At 49.9% G+C, this 16736-nt stretch carries 15 protein-coding genes and 1 pseudogene; 2 read left to right on the top strand and 14 right to left on the bottom strand.

Annotated elements, in window-relative coordinates; genetic code table 11:
- Positions 1 to 93: 93 nt before the first annotated feature.
- A complete protein-coding gene (locus ACFO1S_RS04085) occupies positions 94 to 987 on the bottom strand; it encodes a carbohydrate ABC transporter permease (protein ID WP_204604394.1) in 894 nt (297 codons plus the stop codon).
- 19 nt (positions 988 to 1006) lie between these two features.
- On the bottom strand, positions 1007 to 1960 hold the full coding sequence (locus tag ACFO1S_RS04090; protein ID WP_204604395.1) for an ABC transporter permease: 954 nt from the start codon (positions 1958 to 1960) through the stop codon (positions 1007 to 1009).
- Positions 1961 to 2269: 309 nt separating this feature from the next.
- Between ACFO1S_RS04090 and ACFO1S_RS04095 the strand changes: the two genes are divergently transcribed.
- Entirely contained in the window at positions 2270 to 3586 is a 1317-nt protein-coding gene (locus ACFO1S_RS04095) for an ABC transporter substrate-binding protein (protein ID WP_204604396.1), read from the top strand.
- 18 nt (positions 3587 to 3604) lie between these two features.
- A complete protein-coding gene (locus ACFO1S_RS04100) occupies positions 3605 to 5293 on the top strand; it encodes a methyl-accepting chemotaxis protein (RefSeq protein ID WP_204604397.1) in 1689 nt (562 codons plus the stop codon).
- Between the two features lie 130 nt (positions 5294 to 5423).
- Here the strand turns inward: ACFO1S_RS04100 and ACFO1S_RS04105 are convergent, their stop codons facing one another.
- The 12 genes and pseudogenes from ACFO1S_RS04105 to ACFO1S_RS04160 all read right to left on the bottom strand — a co-directional run bounded on the left by ACFO1S_RS04105 (position 5424) and on the right by ACFO1S_RS04160 (position 16687).
- Positions 5424 to 6095 carry a DJ-1/PfpI family protein gene (locus ACFO1S_RS04105; RefSeq protein WP_204604398.1) on the bottom strand — a complete coding sequence of 224 codons (672 nt, stop codon included), beginning with the start codon at positions 6093 to 6095 and terminating at the stop codon, positions 5424 to 5426.
- A gap of 183 nt (positions 6096 to 6278) precedes the next feature.
- On the bottom strand, positions 6279 to 6881 hold the full coding sequence (locus tag ACFO1S_RS04110; RefSeq protein ID WP_204604399.1) for a TetR/AcrR family transcriptional regulator: 603 nt from the start codon (positions 6879 to 6881) through the stop codon (positions 6279 to 6281).
- Positions 6882 to 7167: 286 nt separating this feature from the next.
- Complete coding sequence (locus ACFO1S_RS04115) at positions 7168 to 7821, bottom strand: lipoprotein (protein WP_204604400.1); 654 nt, start codon at positions 7819 to 7821, stop codon at positions 7168 to 7170.
- A gap of 147 nt (positions 7822 to 7968) precedes the next feature.
- Positions 7969 to 8061: pseudogene (locus tag ACFO1S_RS04120) on the bottom strand (sporulation transcription factor Spo0A); the annotation flags it as partial.
- An 11-nt stretch (positions 8062 to 8072) separates the two neighbouring features.
- The gene (locus ACFO1S_RS04125) at positions 8073 to 8405 is read right to left on the bottom strand and encodes a GNAT family N-acetyltransferase (RefSeq protein ID WP_378126312.1); all 333 of its coding nucleotides are present in this window, start codon (positions 8403 to 8405) and stop codon (positions 8073 to 8075) included.
- A gap of 2 nt (positions 8406 to 8407) precedes the next feature.
- On the bottom strand, positions 8408 to 8923 hold the full coding sequence (locus ACFO1S_RS04130) for a DUF402 domain-containing protein (protein WP_204604401.1): 516 nt from the start codon (positions 8921 to 8923) through the stop codon (positions 8408 to 8410).
- Positions 8924 to 9411: 488 nt separating this feature from the next.
- On the bottom strand, positions 9412 to 11283 hold the full coding sequence (locus ACFO1S_RS04135) for a flagellin N-terminal helical domain-containing protein (protein ID WP_378126313.1): 1872 nt from the start codon (positions 11281 to 11283) through the stop codon (positions 9412 to 9414).
- A gap of 257 nt (positions 11284 to 11540) precedes the next feature.
- Positions 11541 to 12350 (bottom strand): sporulation transcription factor Spo0A, encoded by an 810-nt coding sequence (gene spo0A, locus ACFO1S_RS04140; RefSeq protein WP_204604402.1) that lies wholly within the window; start codon positions 12348 to 12350, stop codon positions 11541 to 11543.
- A 238-nt stretch (positions 12351 to 12588) separates the two neighbouring features.
- A complete protein-coding gene (gene spoIVB / locus ACFO1S_RS04145) occupies positions 12589 to 13917 on the bottom strand; it encodes a SpoIVB peptidase (RefSeq protein WP_204604403.1) in 1329 nt (442 codons plus the stop codon).
- Positions 13918 to 14042: 125 nt separating this feature from the next.
- Positions 14043 to 15731: a DNA repair protein RecN gene (gene recN, locus ACFO1S_RS04150; protein WP_204604404.1), complete on the bottom strand. Its 1689-nt coding sequence runs from the start codon at positions 15729 to 15731 to the stop codon at positions 14043 to 14045.
- Positions 15732 to 15773: 42 nt separating this feature from the next.
- Positions 15774 to 16223, bottom strand: a complete 450-nt coding sequence (gene ahrC / locus ACFO1S_RS04155; RefSeq protein ID WP_204604405.1) for a transcriptional regulator AhrC/ArgR — start codon at positions 16221 to 16223, stop codon at positions 15774 to 15776.
- Entirely contained in the window at positions 16220 to 16687 is a 468-nt protein-coding gene (locus ACFO1S_RS04160; protein WP_204604406.1) for a hypothetical protein, read from the bottom strand. Before ACFO1S_RS04160 ends, ahrC begins: the two co-directional genes overlap by 4 nt.
- Between the last annotated feature and the right edge of the window lie 49 nt (positions 16688 to 16736).

Raw genomic sequence — 16736 nt, forward strand, 5'->3', positions numbered from 1 at the left:
TCCCTTTTAATTATACTGCTGAATGCCATAGATTGGCCTGTCTGTGCCTGAGTGTAGGCACCACCTCCTTAATGGAATATCGAGCTTCTACCATTAGCCTTTGACCGCGCCGATCATAATGCCCTTGACGAAATAACGCTGGAAGAACGGATATACGAACAGAATCGGCAGAACGACAATCATAGAAACCGTCGTTCGTATGGATGTCGGAGTCTGCATATTCGTCAAATCGACGTTCGCGGTGCCTTGAGATCGGATGATCGCCGCAAGGGAATTCGATTCGTTGAGGTATTTCAGCAAGACGTACTGAAGCGTGTGATATTTGGGTTCGGTCATCAAAAAGACGGTATCGATAAAAGAGTTCCATTGCGCGACTGCGGAGAAGATGGCCGTTGTCGCCGCAATCGGAGTGATGAGCGGGAAGACAATCTTCGTGAACAGCGTCATCGTTCCCGCCCCGTCAAGCTCGGCCGACTCCTGCAGCGCTTCGGGCAGGGATTCGATAAAGGTCTTGATCAGAATCACGTAAAACGGCGAAACGATAGAAGGCAGAATATAAGCCAGAAAGTTGTTCGTCATTTGCAGGTTCATCATGATGATGTACCACGGGATAATCCCCGCATTGAAGTACATCGTCACAACGACGAAGCGGTACCAGAAGCTTCTCCCCCACATTTTCTTTTTGGTGAACAGATAGCCGAGGAACGCCGAGCCGACAACGGTCAGCGCCGTCCCGATGACCGTTCTTCCTACAGACACGAGTGCCGCTTGAGACAGGCCTTTGATTTCCAATACCTTGAGATAGTTCGAGAAGTGCAGGTCTCTGGGAAACCAGGTTACGAGCCCGCGGGCGCTCAGATCGTTGTTGCTGATCGTCTGTATGAACAAGTAATAGAATGGAAAGACGCATATGAGAGTGAACAAGATAAAGAACGCGTAGTTGAACACACTGAATACCACATCGCCTTTGGTTCGCTTGAATAGCATCGTTGATTATCCCTCCCGGTCAGATAATGGATTCGCCGCGCACCAGCTTCGACAGTCGGTTCGCGAAGAACAGCAGCGCTACGCTGATGATGGACTTCAGCATGCTGATCGCCGTCGCGAACGAGAAGTTGGAGCCGAGCAACCCGATATTGTACACGTAGAGGTCTAGCACCTCAATCGAATTTTTGTTGATCGGATTCTGGAAGACGTAGTATTGCTCCAGTCCGTTATTAATGAAGTTGGCAATCGACAGAAGCAGCAGAACGAAGTAAGTCGACATGACGCCCGGCACCGTAATGTGCCACATCAACCGGAATCTTCCCGCTCCGTCGACCTTCGCCGCATCGTACAGCTCCTGATCGATCGAGGTGATCGCGGCAATGTACAGAATCGCGCCCCATCCGAGCCCTTTCCAAAGAGCCCATAGTGTCATCTTGAGCCAGATGTGACTATCCGAGGCCAGGAAGTTAATGCCCTTGTCCTGGAAGCCGAAGTCGATCAGCAGCTTGTTAATGATTCCGTTGTCAACGGACAACAGCATGAACGCAATCGAGAACACGAGAACCCAGCTGATGAAGTTCGGCAGCGTGGTTAGAATCTGAACCCACTTCTTGAACTTGACCGATCTGAGCTCGGACAGCAGAATGGCGAAGATGACCGGGAAAACCGAGGTAACAATTCCCAGCAAGCTCATCGCCATCGTATTCTTCATGACGCGCATGACTTCCGTCGTCTGGGTCGGATTGGCGACCAGCGATCGGAACCACTTTAGCCCCACGAACTCCGAGCTGAACAGCGAAAACCCTGGACGCACATTAAAGAAGGCATAGATCCATCCGTAAAGAGGCAAGTAACTGAACACGAAAATAAGCAACAGCAGCGGCGACGCATACCAGAACAATCGATACCGCTCCGATAATCGGCTGCGTTTGATCGCCGCATAGCCTGGTCGATCTTGAATAACCGGCTTCATGAAATCCCCCCTGTGATGTCAGTCCGCTCAATCGCGAACCTGGAAAACGCTTACCGAGCCTGTTCTTCTATTGTACGGGTTCGTCTTCTTCCGTTGGGATGGATGAGCGTTTCCCTAATCGCCTCTGCTGTTCGTCAATCCGAAACCGAAATCTAACCTTATGAAACCGTTCTCTAATTTCTTTTTTTGAAAATATCCCCTTTTTTCGCCTATTAGGTACCAAAATACCTATTTAAAATAGGAAAAAGGTACCGATAAGTAAATAAGTGCCAAACATAAGGTCGCCTTACAACAACAGGAGGGAAAACAGTGAAAGCATCATGGAGAGTCACAATATCGCTATTAAGCTTAATCTCCGCTTTGCTGCTGGTCGGCACCGCGTGCAGCAAGCAAGAGGCCGCGGTCAGCCAGGACGAAGCCGAGGTTACGCAGAAAGTGCTCAAAGTCGCTTGGTGGGGCAATGACGGAAGAAGGGAGAGAACGCTGGAAGTTATCCGAATGTTCGAACAGCAATATCCGCACATCAAAATCGAGCCGACGGATGCGCCTAACAGCGATTACTGGACGCAACTGGCTATGAATGCGGCCGATCAAAATATGCCCGACGTGTACCAAATGGACTACAAGTTTATCGACGAATACGCCAAACGCCGACTGCTTCTGCCTCTGGACGAGTTGGCGGCTTCCGGCAAGCTCGATATCAGCAATCTGGATGAGAGCTCGCTCGCTTCCGGGCAAATCGACAACCGGCTGTACGGCATCGTCACGGGTATTAACGCGCCCAGCATGGTGTACAACCCGGAAATTTTCGCCCAGACTGGAGTCGCCCTGCCGGCTGAGGGTTATACCTACGAGGATTTTGTCCGGACGGCGCGCGAGCTGAAGCAGAAGATCGGAAATCCGGAATTTATTCCGCTGGGCTCAGGGGCGCTCGATTTCTCCTATTATCTGAGACAACGCGGCGCAAGCTTCTACTCGGTCGACGGCCAATCGCTCGGCTACGACGACAACCAGATTTTGAGCGATTTCTTCAAGCTGGAGAAGCGGCTGATCGACGAGGGTCTGATGGCAAGTCCGGATTCGCTGAAAACACGCTCGTCAGACAAGGATTCTCTTCTGGTCAATAAGCTGGCGGCGTTCCAGACTATGGCCAGCAACAACGTGGTGAGCTCAAGCAAGCTGATGAACCAGCCCCTTCGTCTCATCCCGCTCCCGGCATTCAAAGGAGGAAAGGAAGGGAATTACGTTAAGCCTTCCATGTACTTCACCATATCCGCTTATACCAAAGTTGCGGATGAAGCTGCGTTGTTCGTTGACTTCTTCTTCAACAATCTGGAGGCGAACGGTGTTCTGATGGGGGAGCGCGGCGTGCCCGCCTCGGCGAAGGTTCGCGAGCACCTTCTAGGCGCAATGGAGGAAAACGATAAAGAGCAGTACAAATACATGGAATACGTGGAGAAGCACGCAAGCCCGATCGATCCCCCCGTTCCATTAACGTCAACAAGCGTGAATACGCTGTTCACCAAGGTTAGGAATCAAATGCTGAGCGGGCAGATCACGCCGGACGAGGCAGCACAACAATTTCGGGACGGCGCGGAAGAGATTTTCGCAGAAGCCCTCTCCTAGGCGGAAGGACTAACGCTCATGAAACTGACGATCAGCAAAAAACTATACGGCGGGTTCGCCTCGATTCTATTGCTGCTGCTGATTATTGCAGCGATCAATTACAACCAGATCAGCACCATGCGGAACACCTATCAGAGCCTTCTTCAGGATCGCGCATTTGCGGTCAGTCAGGTCAAGGATCTGAGCCTGGCTATCAAAAGCGAGAATCTGAGCATCTCCAACTTCTTGTTCTTGAACGATGAAGCCGAGATCGAGACCTATCGGCAAGCCGTCCGAGACTACAGGAATGTCAGCCGGCAATTGCAAGCGGCGACGACGGACCGCGACGATTGGCTGCTGCTGCAAGGACTCGATCTGCTCCAGCAAAGCTATACAAGCAACGTCGAACAAATGATCGAGTTCAAGAAACTGAACAAAACGGACGATTATATGGGCTTGGCCTCCAAAAACGAGCCGATTATCGAGAAGTTCATGCAGACGGCCGACCGTTATATCGAGATGCAGGAGCAGCTCTTGATGACAAGCTCCGAATCTACAGCCGCCAGTGCCGAGCAAGCGCTTCGTACCGTGCTGATTATTGCTGCAATCGCGATTGTCGCGGGAATTCTGATCGCTGCCGTTATTAGCAGGAAGCTCAGTTCGCCGATTAGAAAAATAACGGCCTTCGCCGAGCGGATCGCGCAAGGCGATTTGACCGGTGAGCATGTTCAGGTGAAAAGCCGCGACGAAATCGGCAGCCTGGCGAATTCCTTCATGCTGATGACCGACAATCTGCGCAAAATCATCCGGCAGGTATCGCAAAATGCGCTCCAGGTCGCCGCCTCCTCCGAGCAGCTAACCGCCGGAGCGGAGCAGACGACCAAAGCCACCGAGCAGGTTGTAGAGATTATCGAGCAGGTTGCAGGCGGCTCCGAACAGCAGATCAATGCCGTTCGGGAGAGCATCTCGTTCGTCAACAACATGTCTCTGGAGGCGAGCCACATCGCGCAAAGCGCGCTGCAAGTCTCGGAGCAATCGCTTGCCGCGTCGCAGACGGCGGAAGCCGGCACAACCGCTGTTCAGTCGGTCGTGAGGCAAATGGGTGAAATTCAGGCAACCGTCCAGACGATTGAAGACAGCGTTAACGTTCTTGGCTCCCGCTCCAACGAAATCGGCAATATTGTCGAGATTATTGCCGACATTGCTCAACAAACCAATCTTCTCGCATTGAACGCCGCTATCGAAGCCGCACGCGCAGGCGAGGCCGGACGCGGATTCGCCGTCGTCTCCTCGGAGGTTCGCAAGCTGGCTGAGCAATCCACGAATTCCAGCCAGCAGATTGCCGTGCTGGTCAAGGCTATTCAGGAAGACACCCGGCGCACGGTGCGATCCGTACATGAAGGAAATGCTGTCGTGCATGAAGGGATCATTGCCGTGTCCGCCGCAGGCGAGTCCTTCACCAGCATCCAACAAGCCGTCGATGCCGTTACTCTCCAGATTCAATCCGTCTCCACGGCCTCCCAGCAAATGTCCGACGATACGAACAGGCTGGCCGAATCCCTTCAAGGGGTATGGGAGGTCGCCGAGGAAACAGCCTCTGGAGCCGTCAGCGTATCAGCCGCAACCGAGCAACAGCTCGCCACGATGGAGGAAATTACGTCGTCCTCCCAAGCTCTCGCAATCATGGCGGAGGAATTGCTGCACCACGTCAAAGATATTAAGGTTTAATAGGGCCAACGGCGGACCGCTCCTCAAGACATCGGAGGAGCGGTCCTCTGCTGTATGCACCTTTTCATTCAAGAAGCATGCCGCATGAAAAAGCCGTGAAGGCTTTTGCCCTCACGGCTCCTACTGGCTGCTACCGATCTCCTGAGGCAAGTGGTAGACCTGCAACCGACCTTGCCTCTTCCCTCTTCCAAACGGTGCCTCGACGTTCGTGCTCAAAGACGCTTTCCAATTCGGTGGAAATAGGGGAGCCCCAAATTCGTTCCGCCAAGTACATTGCAAGATCGATCCCCGAGGTAACGCCGCCGCTTGACACCAAATTTCCATCATCTACGACTCGAGCGCGAACGGGAATGGCTCCCAAGGCAGGAAGGGTATCGATTCCAAGATGGTGGGTGACCGCGTGTCTGCCCTGCAGAAGACCCATCATGCCAAGAACCGTCGAACCGCCGCACACCGTCGCCACGATAACTTCGGGGTTGTCCATCGCTTGTTGCATCAAGGGCTTCAGCGCTGATTCCGAAGCTTGTTTCAGATACGCAAGGATAGAACCGGGTCCGTCCCCTTGCATATCTCCGGCTCCTCCCGGAATCACGATAATTCCCGCTTCATTCGGATCCAGCTGTCCCGTAGCTTCAAGCTCCACCCTATACATCCCGCTTTGTACTTTTCCTCTACCTTCCGCGGATACGAATTGGACGGAAGCTTCCCCGAGGGCCAGTATCGAGGCACCTCCCAACACTTCGAACGGCGCGATCACATCCAACATATCGAAACCGTCAAACAATACCACTTGGATTTTCAAGCTCTCCATCTCCTGACTGTAAAATTTAGGACCGGACCGTCCGGTCCGTTCCTTGTAAATGATTGTACCTTAGATTATTTCCCTTCGCCAGTCACTTTTTTGTGGATGTTTTGTGAACCTATGAAAATGAAAAAGCAACATCCTTTAAGTGGGATGCTGCTCGTCGCTTCATCATAAACTCTTTTAATCAATTTGCTGGATCATACAGCTTCTCAGCAATCTCTCCATATACTTCATATTCCGATGAATGGGATCGTTACTACCCGTTAGACGGCTCGCCATGATGGCTCCCTCCATTGAATCGATCAGGAAGGACGCCATATCGGAGGCGTCCGTGTCCGAACGAAACTCCCCATTTCGAATGCCCTGCTCGATGATGGACTGCACGAACAGGACCATGCCGCCGTAAGCAATAGCCGCCTTCTGTTGAAGTTCGGGAAATACTCCATCACTCTCCACCGCCATATTCAGCAATGGACAACCGCCAGGAATCGGAGGATTGTCTACAGCATCCTGATAAATCGCCGAGATTTTCAGGAGCTTGCCAAGAGCGGTCGTCCCTTCTCGCTCCGCCTGAACGAAAAACTCCTGCAAAATTTGTCCCGCTCTCTCGAAGGTGGCCAGTACAATCGCTTCCTTGGTCTCGAATCGGCGGTATATCGCCCCTTTGGGTAATCCGGTAGCCTGCATGATATCCTGAATCGATGTCTGCGCGATGCCCCGTGTATTAAACAGATGCAAGGCATGGACTATGATCTTTTCCCGTATTTCGTCAGGTTTCCTCATATTTATTCTCCTCGTCATTAGTTCGTCGTCAACGGATATCTATTGTCACAACTGTCCCAAAGAGTTCTATTTAAAATGAACAGGGAGTATCGCACAATATGCATAGCTGGACCGGACGGTTCGGTCCCGTTTTGAATTTCTGTTATACATGATTTTAACACAATGCTGGGGGCCGTAGTAAAACCGAATCAAATTCCGGCTGCAATAAAGTCATTCCAGTCAAAGCCTATAAAAAACGAACGGACACTAGCCACCGTACGAGCGATGAGTGTCCGATATTTATCCGTTATAGGTTGTTACTCTTCGGCAAGTCAAATTCGGGCAACTTATCGTACAGATCCGTTTGAATCGAATACTTCCGCGCTAGTTGGTACGGAATCGTATAGTCTTCGAACAAATTGTCGAGTACTGCGTCGTAATCGATGTCTTTCGCCTGTTCACGTTGCCACGATAGATAAACGCCTTCGTTTTCGCCCCCTCCGACATTATCGATCAGCACGTTAACAGAAACTTCATACACTTCGGGGTTAGAGTAGAGTATTTTCGAATACGCGAGAAGTGATCCGCCTGCGCGCCTAACGAAATCCTTTTCGTCCGCGAACATTCCCGGATTGACCGTGATCTCTATGTACGCTCCCTTCGTGTCGGAGGACATTGCAATTTCTCGGAACGTTTCGTCTTTGACTGAAATGGCGTATGCGGCCCCAACGTTGCCCTCCAGCGCCTTCCTCACGCGCTCCTCCGTTACCTCGACGGTCGACCAGTCGTACGACTCGGACGGTTCCGTAGATTCCTGCGCTTCTTCCGAAGGCGACGCAGATTTCTCTGGTTCGGCTACGACTTTTGTGGCGGATGGCTTCGGCGCGGGCTCCGCTTCTTTATCGTTACTACACGCGGTCAGGACGAGTAATGCCGCAATTACAATTATGTAGCGTCTCACAATCGAACCCCCTCAACATTGCTGTTAAGTATAACGATACAATACGGCGCAAAGTTACAAAAAAACGCCTCCTCCGAAGAGAAAACGTCTCCTTTGACCACTTACTTGCGCTATACTGAACCCGGAAAACCCGCACCACGCTTACGTTCAACTCGCCCTACGATCAATACGCAGCTTACCCGCCGCCATCGCGATAAACTCCGAGTTCGTCGGCTCCGACCTCGTGATGTTAATCGTGTAGATCTTAACGATCAAAAACTACAAATGAAGTTCCATTGGATCGTTACATAACTTGTATCCGTTACGCGAATAGAATTCTCTGCTCTCATCGCTTGGCCATACAATAATGAATTCGAACTTATTCTCAGCGGTTGAATATAGACATGCGAAACTATGATGCCGTTTACTTCAGCAACCCAAAGATGCCAACGGTCACTACGGATTGCCTCATCGAGAAATGCTTGGCATTCCGATGCAAATCGTTCGTATTCTTGATTTACTTCTGGTTGATGCTCCAGCGTAGATTCGTACCTCATCCTGATTAACGATTCAATATCTTCTGCTCTTGCTTTCCTTATTATCATGTTCATCCTCCCGGTGGAAGAACATTGATAAATCGATCAATGGCTCCGTCAAAAGGAAATCGCTTTTGTTCGATTCGTTGCTCAAGGCTCTGCTGCTCATGAATAACCCTCCTGACTAGGTCCGACGGATACGAAAACTTAGTTGCGTTAACGGAGAATTCGTCTTCATCAACAACATTCCAACTGCCGTTTTTATAGACTAAGTCGATATCCATATCAAGAAACGTCACTATATTATTATCGAGCTGTGCCGGTTGGCAAATATTGCAGTAATACTGGGTGATTTTTCCATCGATGATATCCGCACTTACAGTAAACCAAGCGTCGAAAGGAAAGAACTCAATCGTCCAGTTCTCTACGGTGAACACTTGTCCTTTGGTGTAATGCTTCAGTTTTCTTCCACGGTGGCCGAGAACGAAGATATGGGCATCAGCCCTTTCAAGAAGTGTGGTATCCCATTCATAATGAAGTTGATTGTCGTATTTCAGTGCTTGAATCTTGATTAGTCGATTATTCATTCTCAATATTCCTTTCGATATATGCCAGCGCTGGACGATGTCACGCAAAGTACAAAGTATAAATCATAAGAACTGCCGCTGAATCAATTCTTTTACCCAATTCTCTGGTTCACCATTGCCTTCAATGACGAATTCTTGTCTGCTTTCCTGACTTACTGAATAATTCTTTATGATAACTCATCGTTGTTCCCATGCCAGGATGAAAATAGCGCGGCAACCTCCATATGGATCGTTTCCACCCAATGGATTCGATTAATGTGTTGAGGTCTCTATCTGCCCCGAATCGACGAGTGTACACTGGTCGTCATGATTTTTGCATGACGCTTGTTCTAATGGCCCGCGGGTATCACCGCACACCTTAAGACACTATATGGCTGTCAAATATTTGCGAGAAGGAGGCGATCCAATGTCTCTGGCTCATATTTGACGCAATTGAAAGCCGTGCGGAGATATTCCTTCACGGCTTCCAATTACTGTTCATTATCAGCCTATCCAAGCAACTTCAAAACACTTTGTGGTGTTGTATTAGCTTGGGCTAACATTGCCTGTCCCGCTTCCGTAAGGATTTGACTACGTGTTAACTCCATCATTTCCTTCGCCATGTCTGTATCTCTGATCCTTGATTCTGCTGCCGTTAAATTCTCTGAGTAATTCGTAACGTTGTTCATCGTGTGTTCTAGCCGATTTTGATACGCACCGTAAACAGAACGATAGGTTAGAACCGTATTTAGGGCGCTATCAAGCTTTACTAGTGATTGCTTGGCATTCTCGTAAGACGACACGCCCATTGAAGATATTCCCAACGCCGAACTTCTTGCATCGAACAAAGGAATTTTAATCATATCACCTGTTTTATCACCGGTCTGGATACTAACTGCTGCTGCGGCATAATCAATGTCCTTAATATCCGTTGTAACAGTTACATCAATTTGATCAATCGTTTCTGTTGTCATATCCGTATCACGATAAACATCCATTTTGAAGATGAAATTACTTAATCGAATACCGAACTCCATCGTTTCTCCGTTATTTAAGCCTACACGACTCCAGGAAGGTACGATTGGATGCGTAAGGGAGCTATCGCTTGTCAATTGAGAACCTTTCGTCACAACAGTATCTGGCTTTAAGTAGTTCGCTCCAGTAAGGAAAGAAAACTCATAATCAACCAGATCATTTGTGATCTCGAATGCAGTCCCAGAATCAGGAATCTGAGCACTTGATGCAGTTCCATCAGTTGGAACCCCTGCACTTGAAGCCAATGAATAATTACCATCGTATTGTGGCTTAAAAGCTGTACCAATTCGTATATCTCTATTGTCTATTCCCGAATTATTATGAATCGTAAATTGTGCTGTGAAGGATATGGAATCGGCAATGAAACTCTTCTCAATCTCAATACCATCTTTTTGATAAGTAGCCCTGACACCGTTTGCAGTTTCACTAAAACCCATTAACGTGAAGTCTGCAAGCGTATAGTTCGCACCTTCTATTTCGATGTATGTAAAGCGGTCTTCCGCCCCTCCAAAATCGGGGTATTGTCCAACAAACGTCCCATTTGGAATAAGTTTTGTTTGAAAAAATACGTTATCGGGCGTGTTATATTTTACATCAGGTTCTTTGTATCGTGGGTCGGTCACAAGAACCTGTTCATGTGTAGATTCAGTTGTTATCGTTGTTTCTGTATGAACCTGTTCGGACTCCGAATATAAATTATAACCCCCTTCTCCGTTAGGCAATATTATCGATGTGATCGTACTTGTAATATTACTATCGTCTTTAATGGTTGTAACTGTAGAAGAGGCTGTAACCGTTTTAGGAGTTTCAGGCGATCCTATTGGCCAAAAATGTGTCTTACTTTCATAATTAGTTGTCGTTGGAGAAAATGGTCCTGATGTTGTATGTTCGACATTCTGACTAGAACGATCTGCGAATATTTGATAATCATCTCTCGCTAATAGGTTGATCGTATTAAACGATGTGCCTTCTGCAATCGATTCAATTGCATCATTAAGCTGGCTAATTTCTAAATCAATAGCTTTTCTATCATTATCTGAATATGTACCGTTCATGCCTTTAATAATAAGTTCCTTTTGACGTTGGATAATGTCAGTAATTCCTTGAAAGCCACTCTCAGCCGTTTGAACAAGTGAAATTCCGTCTTGGATATTTCTAGATGCTTGATGTAGTCCTCTTATTTGTCCCCTCATCTTTTCTGAGATCGTCAAGCCAGCCGCATCATCAGCCGCTCTATTGATTCTTAATCCAGACGATAGCTTTTCCATCGACTTAGATTTCTTATCGTTGTTTATTCGCAGGTTATTGCCTGCATTCATAGCTAAAACATTCGTATTAATAATCATCACATGACCTCGATAGGGAAATACTTCCGTTCCATACAGTCTCTATCGGATAATTATGAGTAGTTCTTTAGGCTTATCGTCATATTTATGAAGTTGTGCGCTCCAAAATCAGTCATAGAAAACGTCACTCCTCTATTGGTAGTTTTGCAACCAATAGATTTGTGACGTTTGTTGGTTTAATGATAATAATTCAGTAGCAATCTAATCCACTAATTAGTTGGCTTCCAATAAACAACATTACCTTTTAACAGTATGGTTCAGCTCACCTTATGCTCAATCCGAAGCTTGTCCGCCACCATCGCGATGAACTCCGAGTTCGTCGGCTTCGACTTCGCGATGTTGATCGTGTAACCGAACAGATGGCTGATGCTATCGATATTGCCGCGCGTCCAGGCAACCTCGATCGCGTGACGGATTGCGCGTTCGACGCGGCTTGGCGTCGTTTTGAACTTCTCGGCAATCGCGGGATACAGAGTCTTGGTGATGGCGCCCAGAATTTCGATGTTGTTGTACACCATCGTGATGGCCTCGCGCAAATATTGGTAGCCTTTAATATGTGCAGGTACGCCGATCTCGTGGATAATGCTCGTTATGTTGGCATCCAGATTTTTTGGCTTGCCAATCTGTACGACATTGGAACGGCTGCCGCCGACCAGCGAGGAAGTCGTAACGGCCGCAGCGGCGGGGTTGCCCGCAAGCTGGCGAATCCGATTAGCCAGAACATCCATATCGAACGGCTTGAGTATGTAATAAGAAGCGCCTAGTTGTACCGCACGCTGCGTAATGTTCTCTTGTCCGAAAGCTGTGAGCATAATGATTTTGGGCATGGGCGATAAGTTCATATCCCGCAGCTTCTCCAGGACGCCAAGTCCGTCCAGATGCGGCATAATAATATCAAGGATCATGACATCGGGTACCCTGCGTGTTTCTTCCAGCTGACGGATGACCTCTTCTCCGTTGTACGCCACACCGATGACCGTCATATCATCCTGCTCTTGGATGTACTCTGATAACAAATTCGTGAATTCTCGGTTGTCGTCTGCTAAGAACACTTCAATACGTGGCAATGTCTGGTCCTCCCTTTCTCTGTGCGAGAATAATTTGACGAAAAACGCTCACCGTTTCTCTGCTTAACCGTTTTCGACATCTCCGTAGCGAATTCCTTCTCAGGAATAAAAAAATCTTTATTTTTTATTGAAAATCGAATATAATAAAATATTTGTGTCACAACACGTCAAATGTTGATCGAATTCGTATATTTTCGACAAAGGCGTCTCTTCGACCGAATAAACAAAATCTAAGGCGTTAAACCGCCTTAGAAGTCGTTTGTTCGGGATTTAGCATAATTCCCGCATCCTGCAGCATCCATTCAATAAAGCAGCCATAGCCGGACGAAGGATCGTTAACGAATACATGAGTGACGGCGCCGACCAGTTTTCCGTTCTGAATAATCGGACTGCCGCTCATTCCCTGCACAATTCCGCCGGTTCGTTCTAGAAGCTTGGGATCGGTAATTTTAATGACCATGCCTTTAGTTGCGGGCGAGGATTGCTTGGACACATGCACAATTTCGATATCGAACTTCTCGACCTTTTGCTTATCTACGACTGTCAGGATATGCGCCGGTCCTTCCTTGACTTCCTCCGCGAATGCAACCGACATCGGTTCTGAACGAAAGGAATGCTCCGGGAGCTGGCTCATCTTGCCGAAGATGCCGAATGAAGTATTGCGCTCTACACTGCCCAACGTACGTCCTTCTTTAAGAAAATGGGCCCGTTTCTCCCCTGGCTCGCCGCTTTGACTTTTGTTGATCGAGGATACGCTTGATTGCAGAATTTCACCGCTGCCGACGACGATCGGCGTTTGCGTGTCCATATCGGTAATGACGTGCCCTAAAGCTCCGTACACGCCCTGATCGGGAGCATAGAAGGTTAACGTCCCTACACCGGCAGCCGAATCGCGAATATAGAGCCCCAATCTCCACGCATTATCTTCCGAATCGTAAGCGGGACGAATGATCGTTTTGAATCTTGTCTTGCCCCGCTGCACCGTCAGCTTCAAGGTTTCTCCGTTGCGGCCGGCCGTTTCGGAATACGTCGCGATTTTTGAAATATCGTCGCACCTTTTTCCGTTGATCTCCACAATAAGGTCCCCCAGTCGGAGCTTGGCCTCTTCACCTGGAGATACCTTGGCGTTATCCTTCGTTTGTACCAGATGATGCCCAACGACCATAATCCCTGCGGATTTGACTTTGACGCCGATCGTCTGCCCGCCGGGAATCACCCGCAAATCCGGGATCACCTGAAGGCGAACCGTCTTGAAGGGAATTTTCCCGAACAGCTTGAGCTTCAGATTCGTCACGCCGCTGGCTTTGGGTTGAATGGATAACGGCCGTCTCAGATCCACCTGCACGGAGGCATCGTCGCTGCCGTTCACCGCCGCCACCTGTGGATTCAAGCTTGCGCGGGCATGAACCGGCATCGCGTAATGCAAGGATACCGATTGTCCCTGGAATACGCGGAGCCGGTTCGGGAATTCCGCGAAGTGCTGAAACGGCGCCGAACAGACGGCGATAATCAGCATAAGAACGACTAAGAGACCAATACGGCGTTTCGTGGAGTGCTGCTGGTACAAGTTCTCACGCTCCCTTACAGTCTGAATCGGCTTTCTTGGTCGCCGATAACGTACCTATAAGGTAACCGTGGCTTGCTACTTTTATGTTCCCGAAAAGCTTCCTACTCGGTTGATTTTTCGCGCCGTTACGCGTTTTTTCGGATCTCGGCCAAACTAAGCATTTCTTGCGCATGGTGGCGAGTTTTTTCCGTTACTTCCACCCCTCCAAGCATACGAGCGAGCTCCTCGATTCTTTGCTCTGCGGACAGCTCGGTAACCGATGTCTGCGTACGCGATTTATCCGTCACCTGCTTGTATATTTCATACTGATGATCCGCCATGCATGCGACCTGCGGAAGATGCGTAATGGCGAATACCTGGCAACTGCGCGATAGACGGCTCAGCTTCTCGGCAATCGCCTGGGCCGCCCGGCCGCTGACGCCTGTATCCACCTCGTCAAAGACGAGCACCGGGATTTCATCGATGCGCGCGAAAATCGCTTTAAGCGCCAACATAACACGTGACATCTCGCCGCCAGAGGCGATTTTGGCAAGCGGCTTCGGAGGCTCCCCCGGATTTGTGGAGAGCACGAATTCCGCCGTGTCCGTTCCGGACGAGGAAAGCTCTGCGGCAACTCCCAGCTTAACCTCGAAGACGGAACGCTCCATTTGGAGATCCGTCAGCTCCTGCTCGATCTGCTTGGCCAGTACCCGGGCAGCGGCTCTGCGAATTGCGCTCAGCCGCTCGGCCCTTGCCTGCAAATCAAGGCGCAAGCTCTCTTCCTGGGCGGCGAGCTGTTCAAGCAGTTCCTCCCGATTGTCAAGCTGATCCGCTTCGGCTTTGATCTTATCCCTGTAGTTTATAATTTCTTCGAGGGTCTCCCCGTACTTGCGCTTGAGGCTATGGAGCACGTCCAATCTTTGCTCAATCTGCGCAAGACGCTCAGGATTGAATTCGATGTTATCCTTATAATCGCGCAGCTGATAAACTGCGTCTTCGGCTCCGTAATAAGCGTTCTGAAGCTGATCGACCGCAGGCTGCAGTGGCGCAGGATCGAATTTGACGATATCCTGCAGGCGGGTGAGCGCCCGCGAGATGGCGGAAAGGCCTTTCGTTCCGTAAAGCAGATCGTAAGCCTCCGTTACTGCTTCCGCAAGCTTCTCCGCATGGGTTAGTTTGCGTCGTTCGTCGGCAAGAGATTCATCTTCTCCCGGCTTTAGTCGGGCAGAGGCGATCTCATCCAGCTGGAACCGATACAGATCCAGCATCTGCATGCCTTGGCGGGACTTCTCTTCCAGTTCCCTGCGCTCTTTGCTGACGCTCTGATACTGCTGGTATACAGCCCTGTAGGCAGTCTTGTCTTCGCGGATATCCTCGCCTGCGAACAAGTCGAGCCATTCCAAATGCTTGTCGGTTTTGAGAAGCGACTGATGCTCGTGCTGCCCGTGAATGTTGACGAGATGCTCTCCCACCTCCTTGAGCATCGTCAAGGTCACGCTTTGTCCGTTGATTCGCGCGGAAGACTTGCCGTGCGCCAGAAGCTCGCGCCGAATCAGCAGCGTCTCATCGCGGTCGGCCTCGATGCCCAGCCGCTGCAGCGTATCCCACACCGGATGGCCGATGCCCAGATCGAATACCGCTTCAATATCCGCCTTATCGCAGCCATGGCGAATCATATCCGCCGAGCCCCGGCCTCCTGCGGCAAGCGTCAACGCATCGATGACGATTGATTTGCCGGCTCCGGTCTCTCCGGTAAGAACGTGAAAGCCTGGATGAAAGGTCACGCCAACCTTTTCGATTACTGCCAGATTATGAATGGATAACTCCCGAAGCATAGTCAGCCTCCTGATCCTCGACCAAGTCTCGTCAATGCCGTGTCACTGCATCATTTCGTTAATTTTCTTCAACACATTTTCTCCGTGGCTTTTGGTCCTGCAGATAATCAATGTCGTATCGTCGCCTCCGATGGTGCCGATAATTTCGGACCAGTCCATCCCGTCAATCAGCGCCGCTATCGTGCCCGCCGTTCCGGGCAGGCATTTCAGCACGACGAGATTTTCCGCCGACTCCGCCCCCAGATAATGATCCAGCAGCGCCCGCTTCAGCTTGTGGGCGGGATTGTAACGTTGATCCTGAGGCATCGAGTACTTGTAATGTCCGTCCTCCAACGGGACTTTAATCAACTGCATCTCCTTAATATCGCGCGATACCGTCGCTTGGGTCACTTGCATTCCCTCCAGGCCGAGCGCCTCGACAAGGTCCTCCTGTGTCTCGATTTCCCGCGCGCTGATTAACTCACGGATTTTGCGTTGACGTTGACCCTTCATTCCTCGCCATCCTCCACTTTGAAACGCACAATTTTTATTTGTTGCTCTTGCGGGAGAACCATCAAGATTCCCTCGCAATCCGGGAACATTAGCGCATAGACGAGCAGACGTTCGCGCAATGCGCTTGCCGTCCATTCCATGCGCTGTCTCGCCCGATCAAGCTTCACCAAGTAATACTTGCTTTCCTTCGCAGCCAGATAATCGAAATAAAGCCGCGTAGGCATAGACGGCTGGCCGTCCACTGCGACGCGAAGGGGTATCCGATGCTTTCCGGACAGCACCTCGTAATCGAATTCGCGAAGCAAGCGCACGATATCGTCCTCTTCCACGCCTCCCGCGGCCGCCAGCTGGCGCAATCTCGAACCCGGGGGCTCATGAAGCCATCGATCGAGCCGCCTCAACACCCACCAGCCCATAATGCTCGCCGCCGCTAGCATAATGATCCAATCTCCTACCCTGTCCATCACTGGCCTCCCGAACCTTGTCGTTACGGAATACACGCGGGTCGGACAT

The sequence above is a fragment of the Cohnella boryungensis genome (assembly GCF_042651945.1).
Lineage (GTDB): Bacteria > Bacillota > Bacilli > Paenibacillales > Paenibacillaceae > Cohnella > Cohnella boryungensis.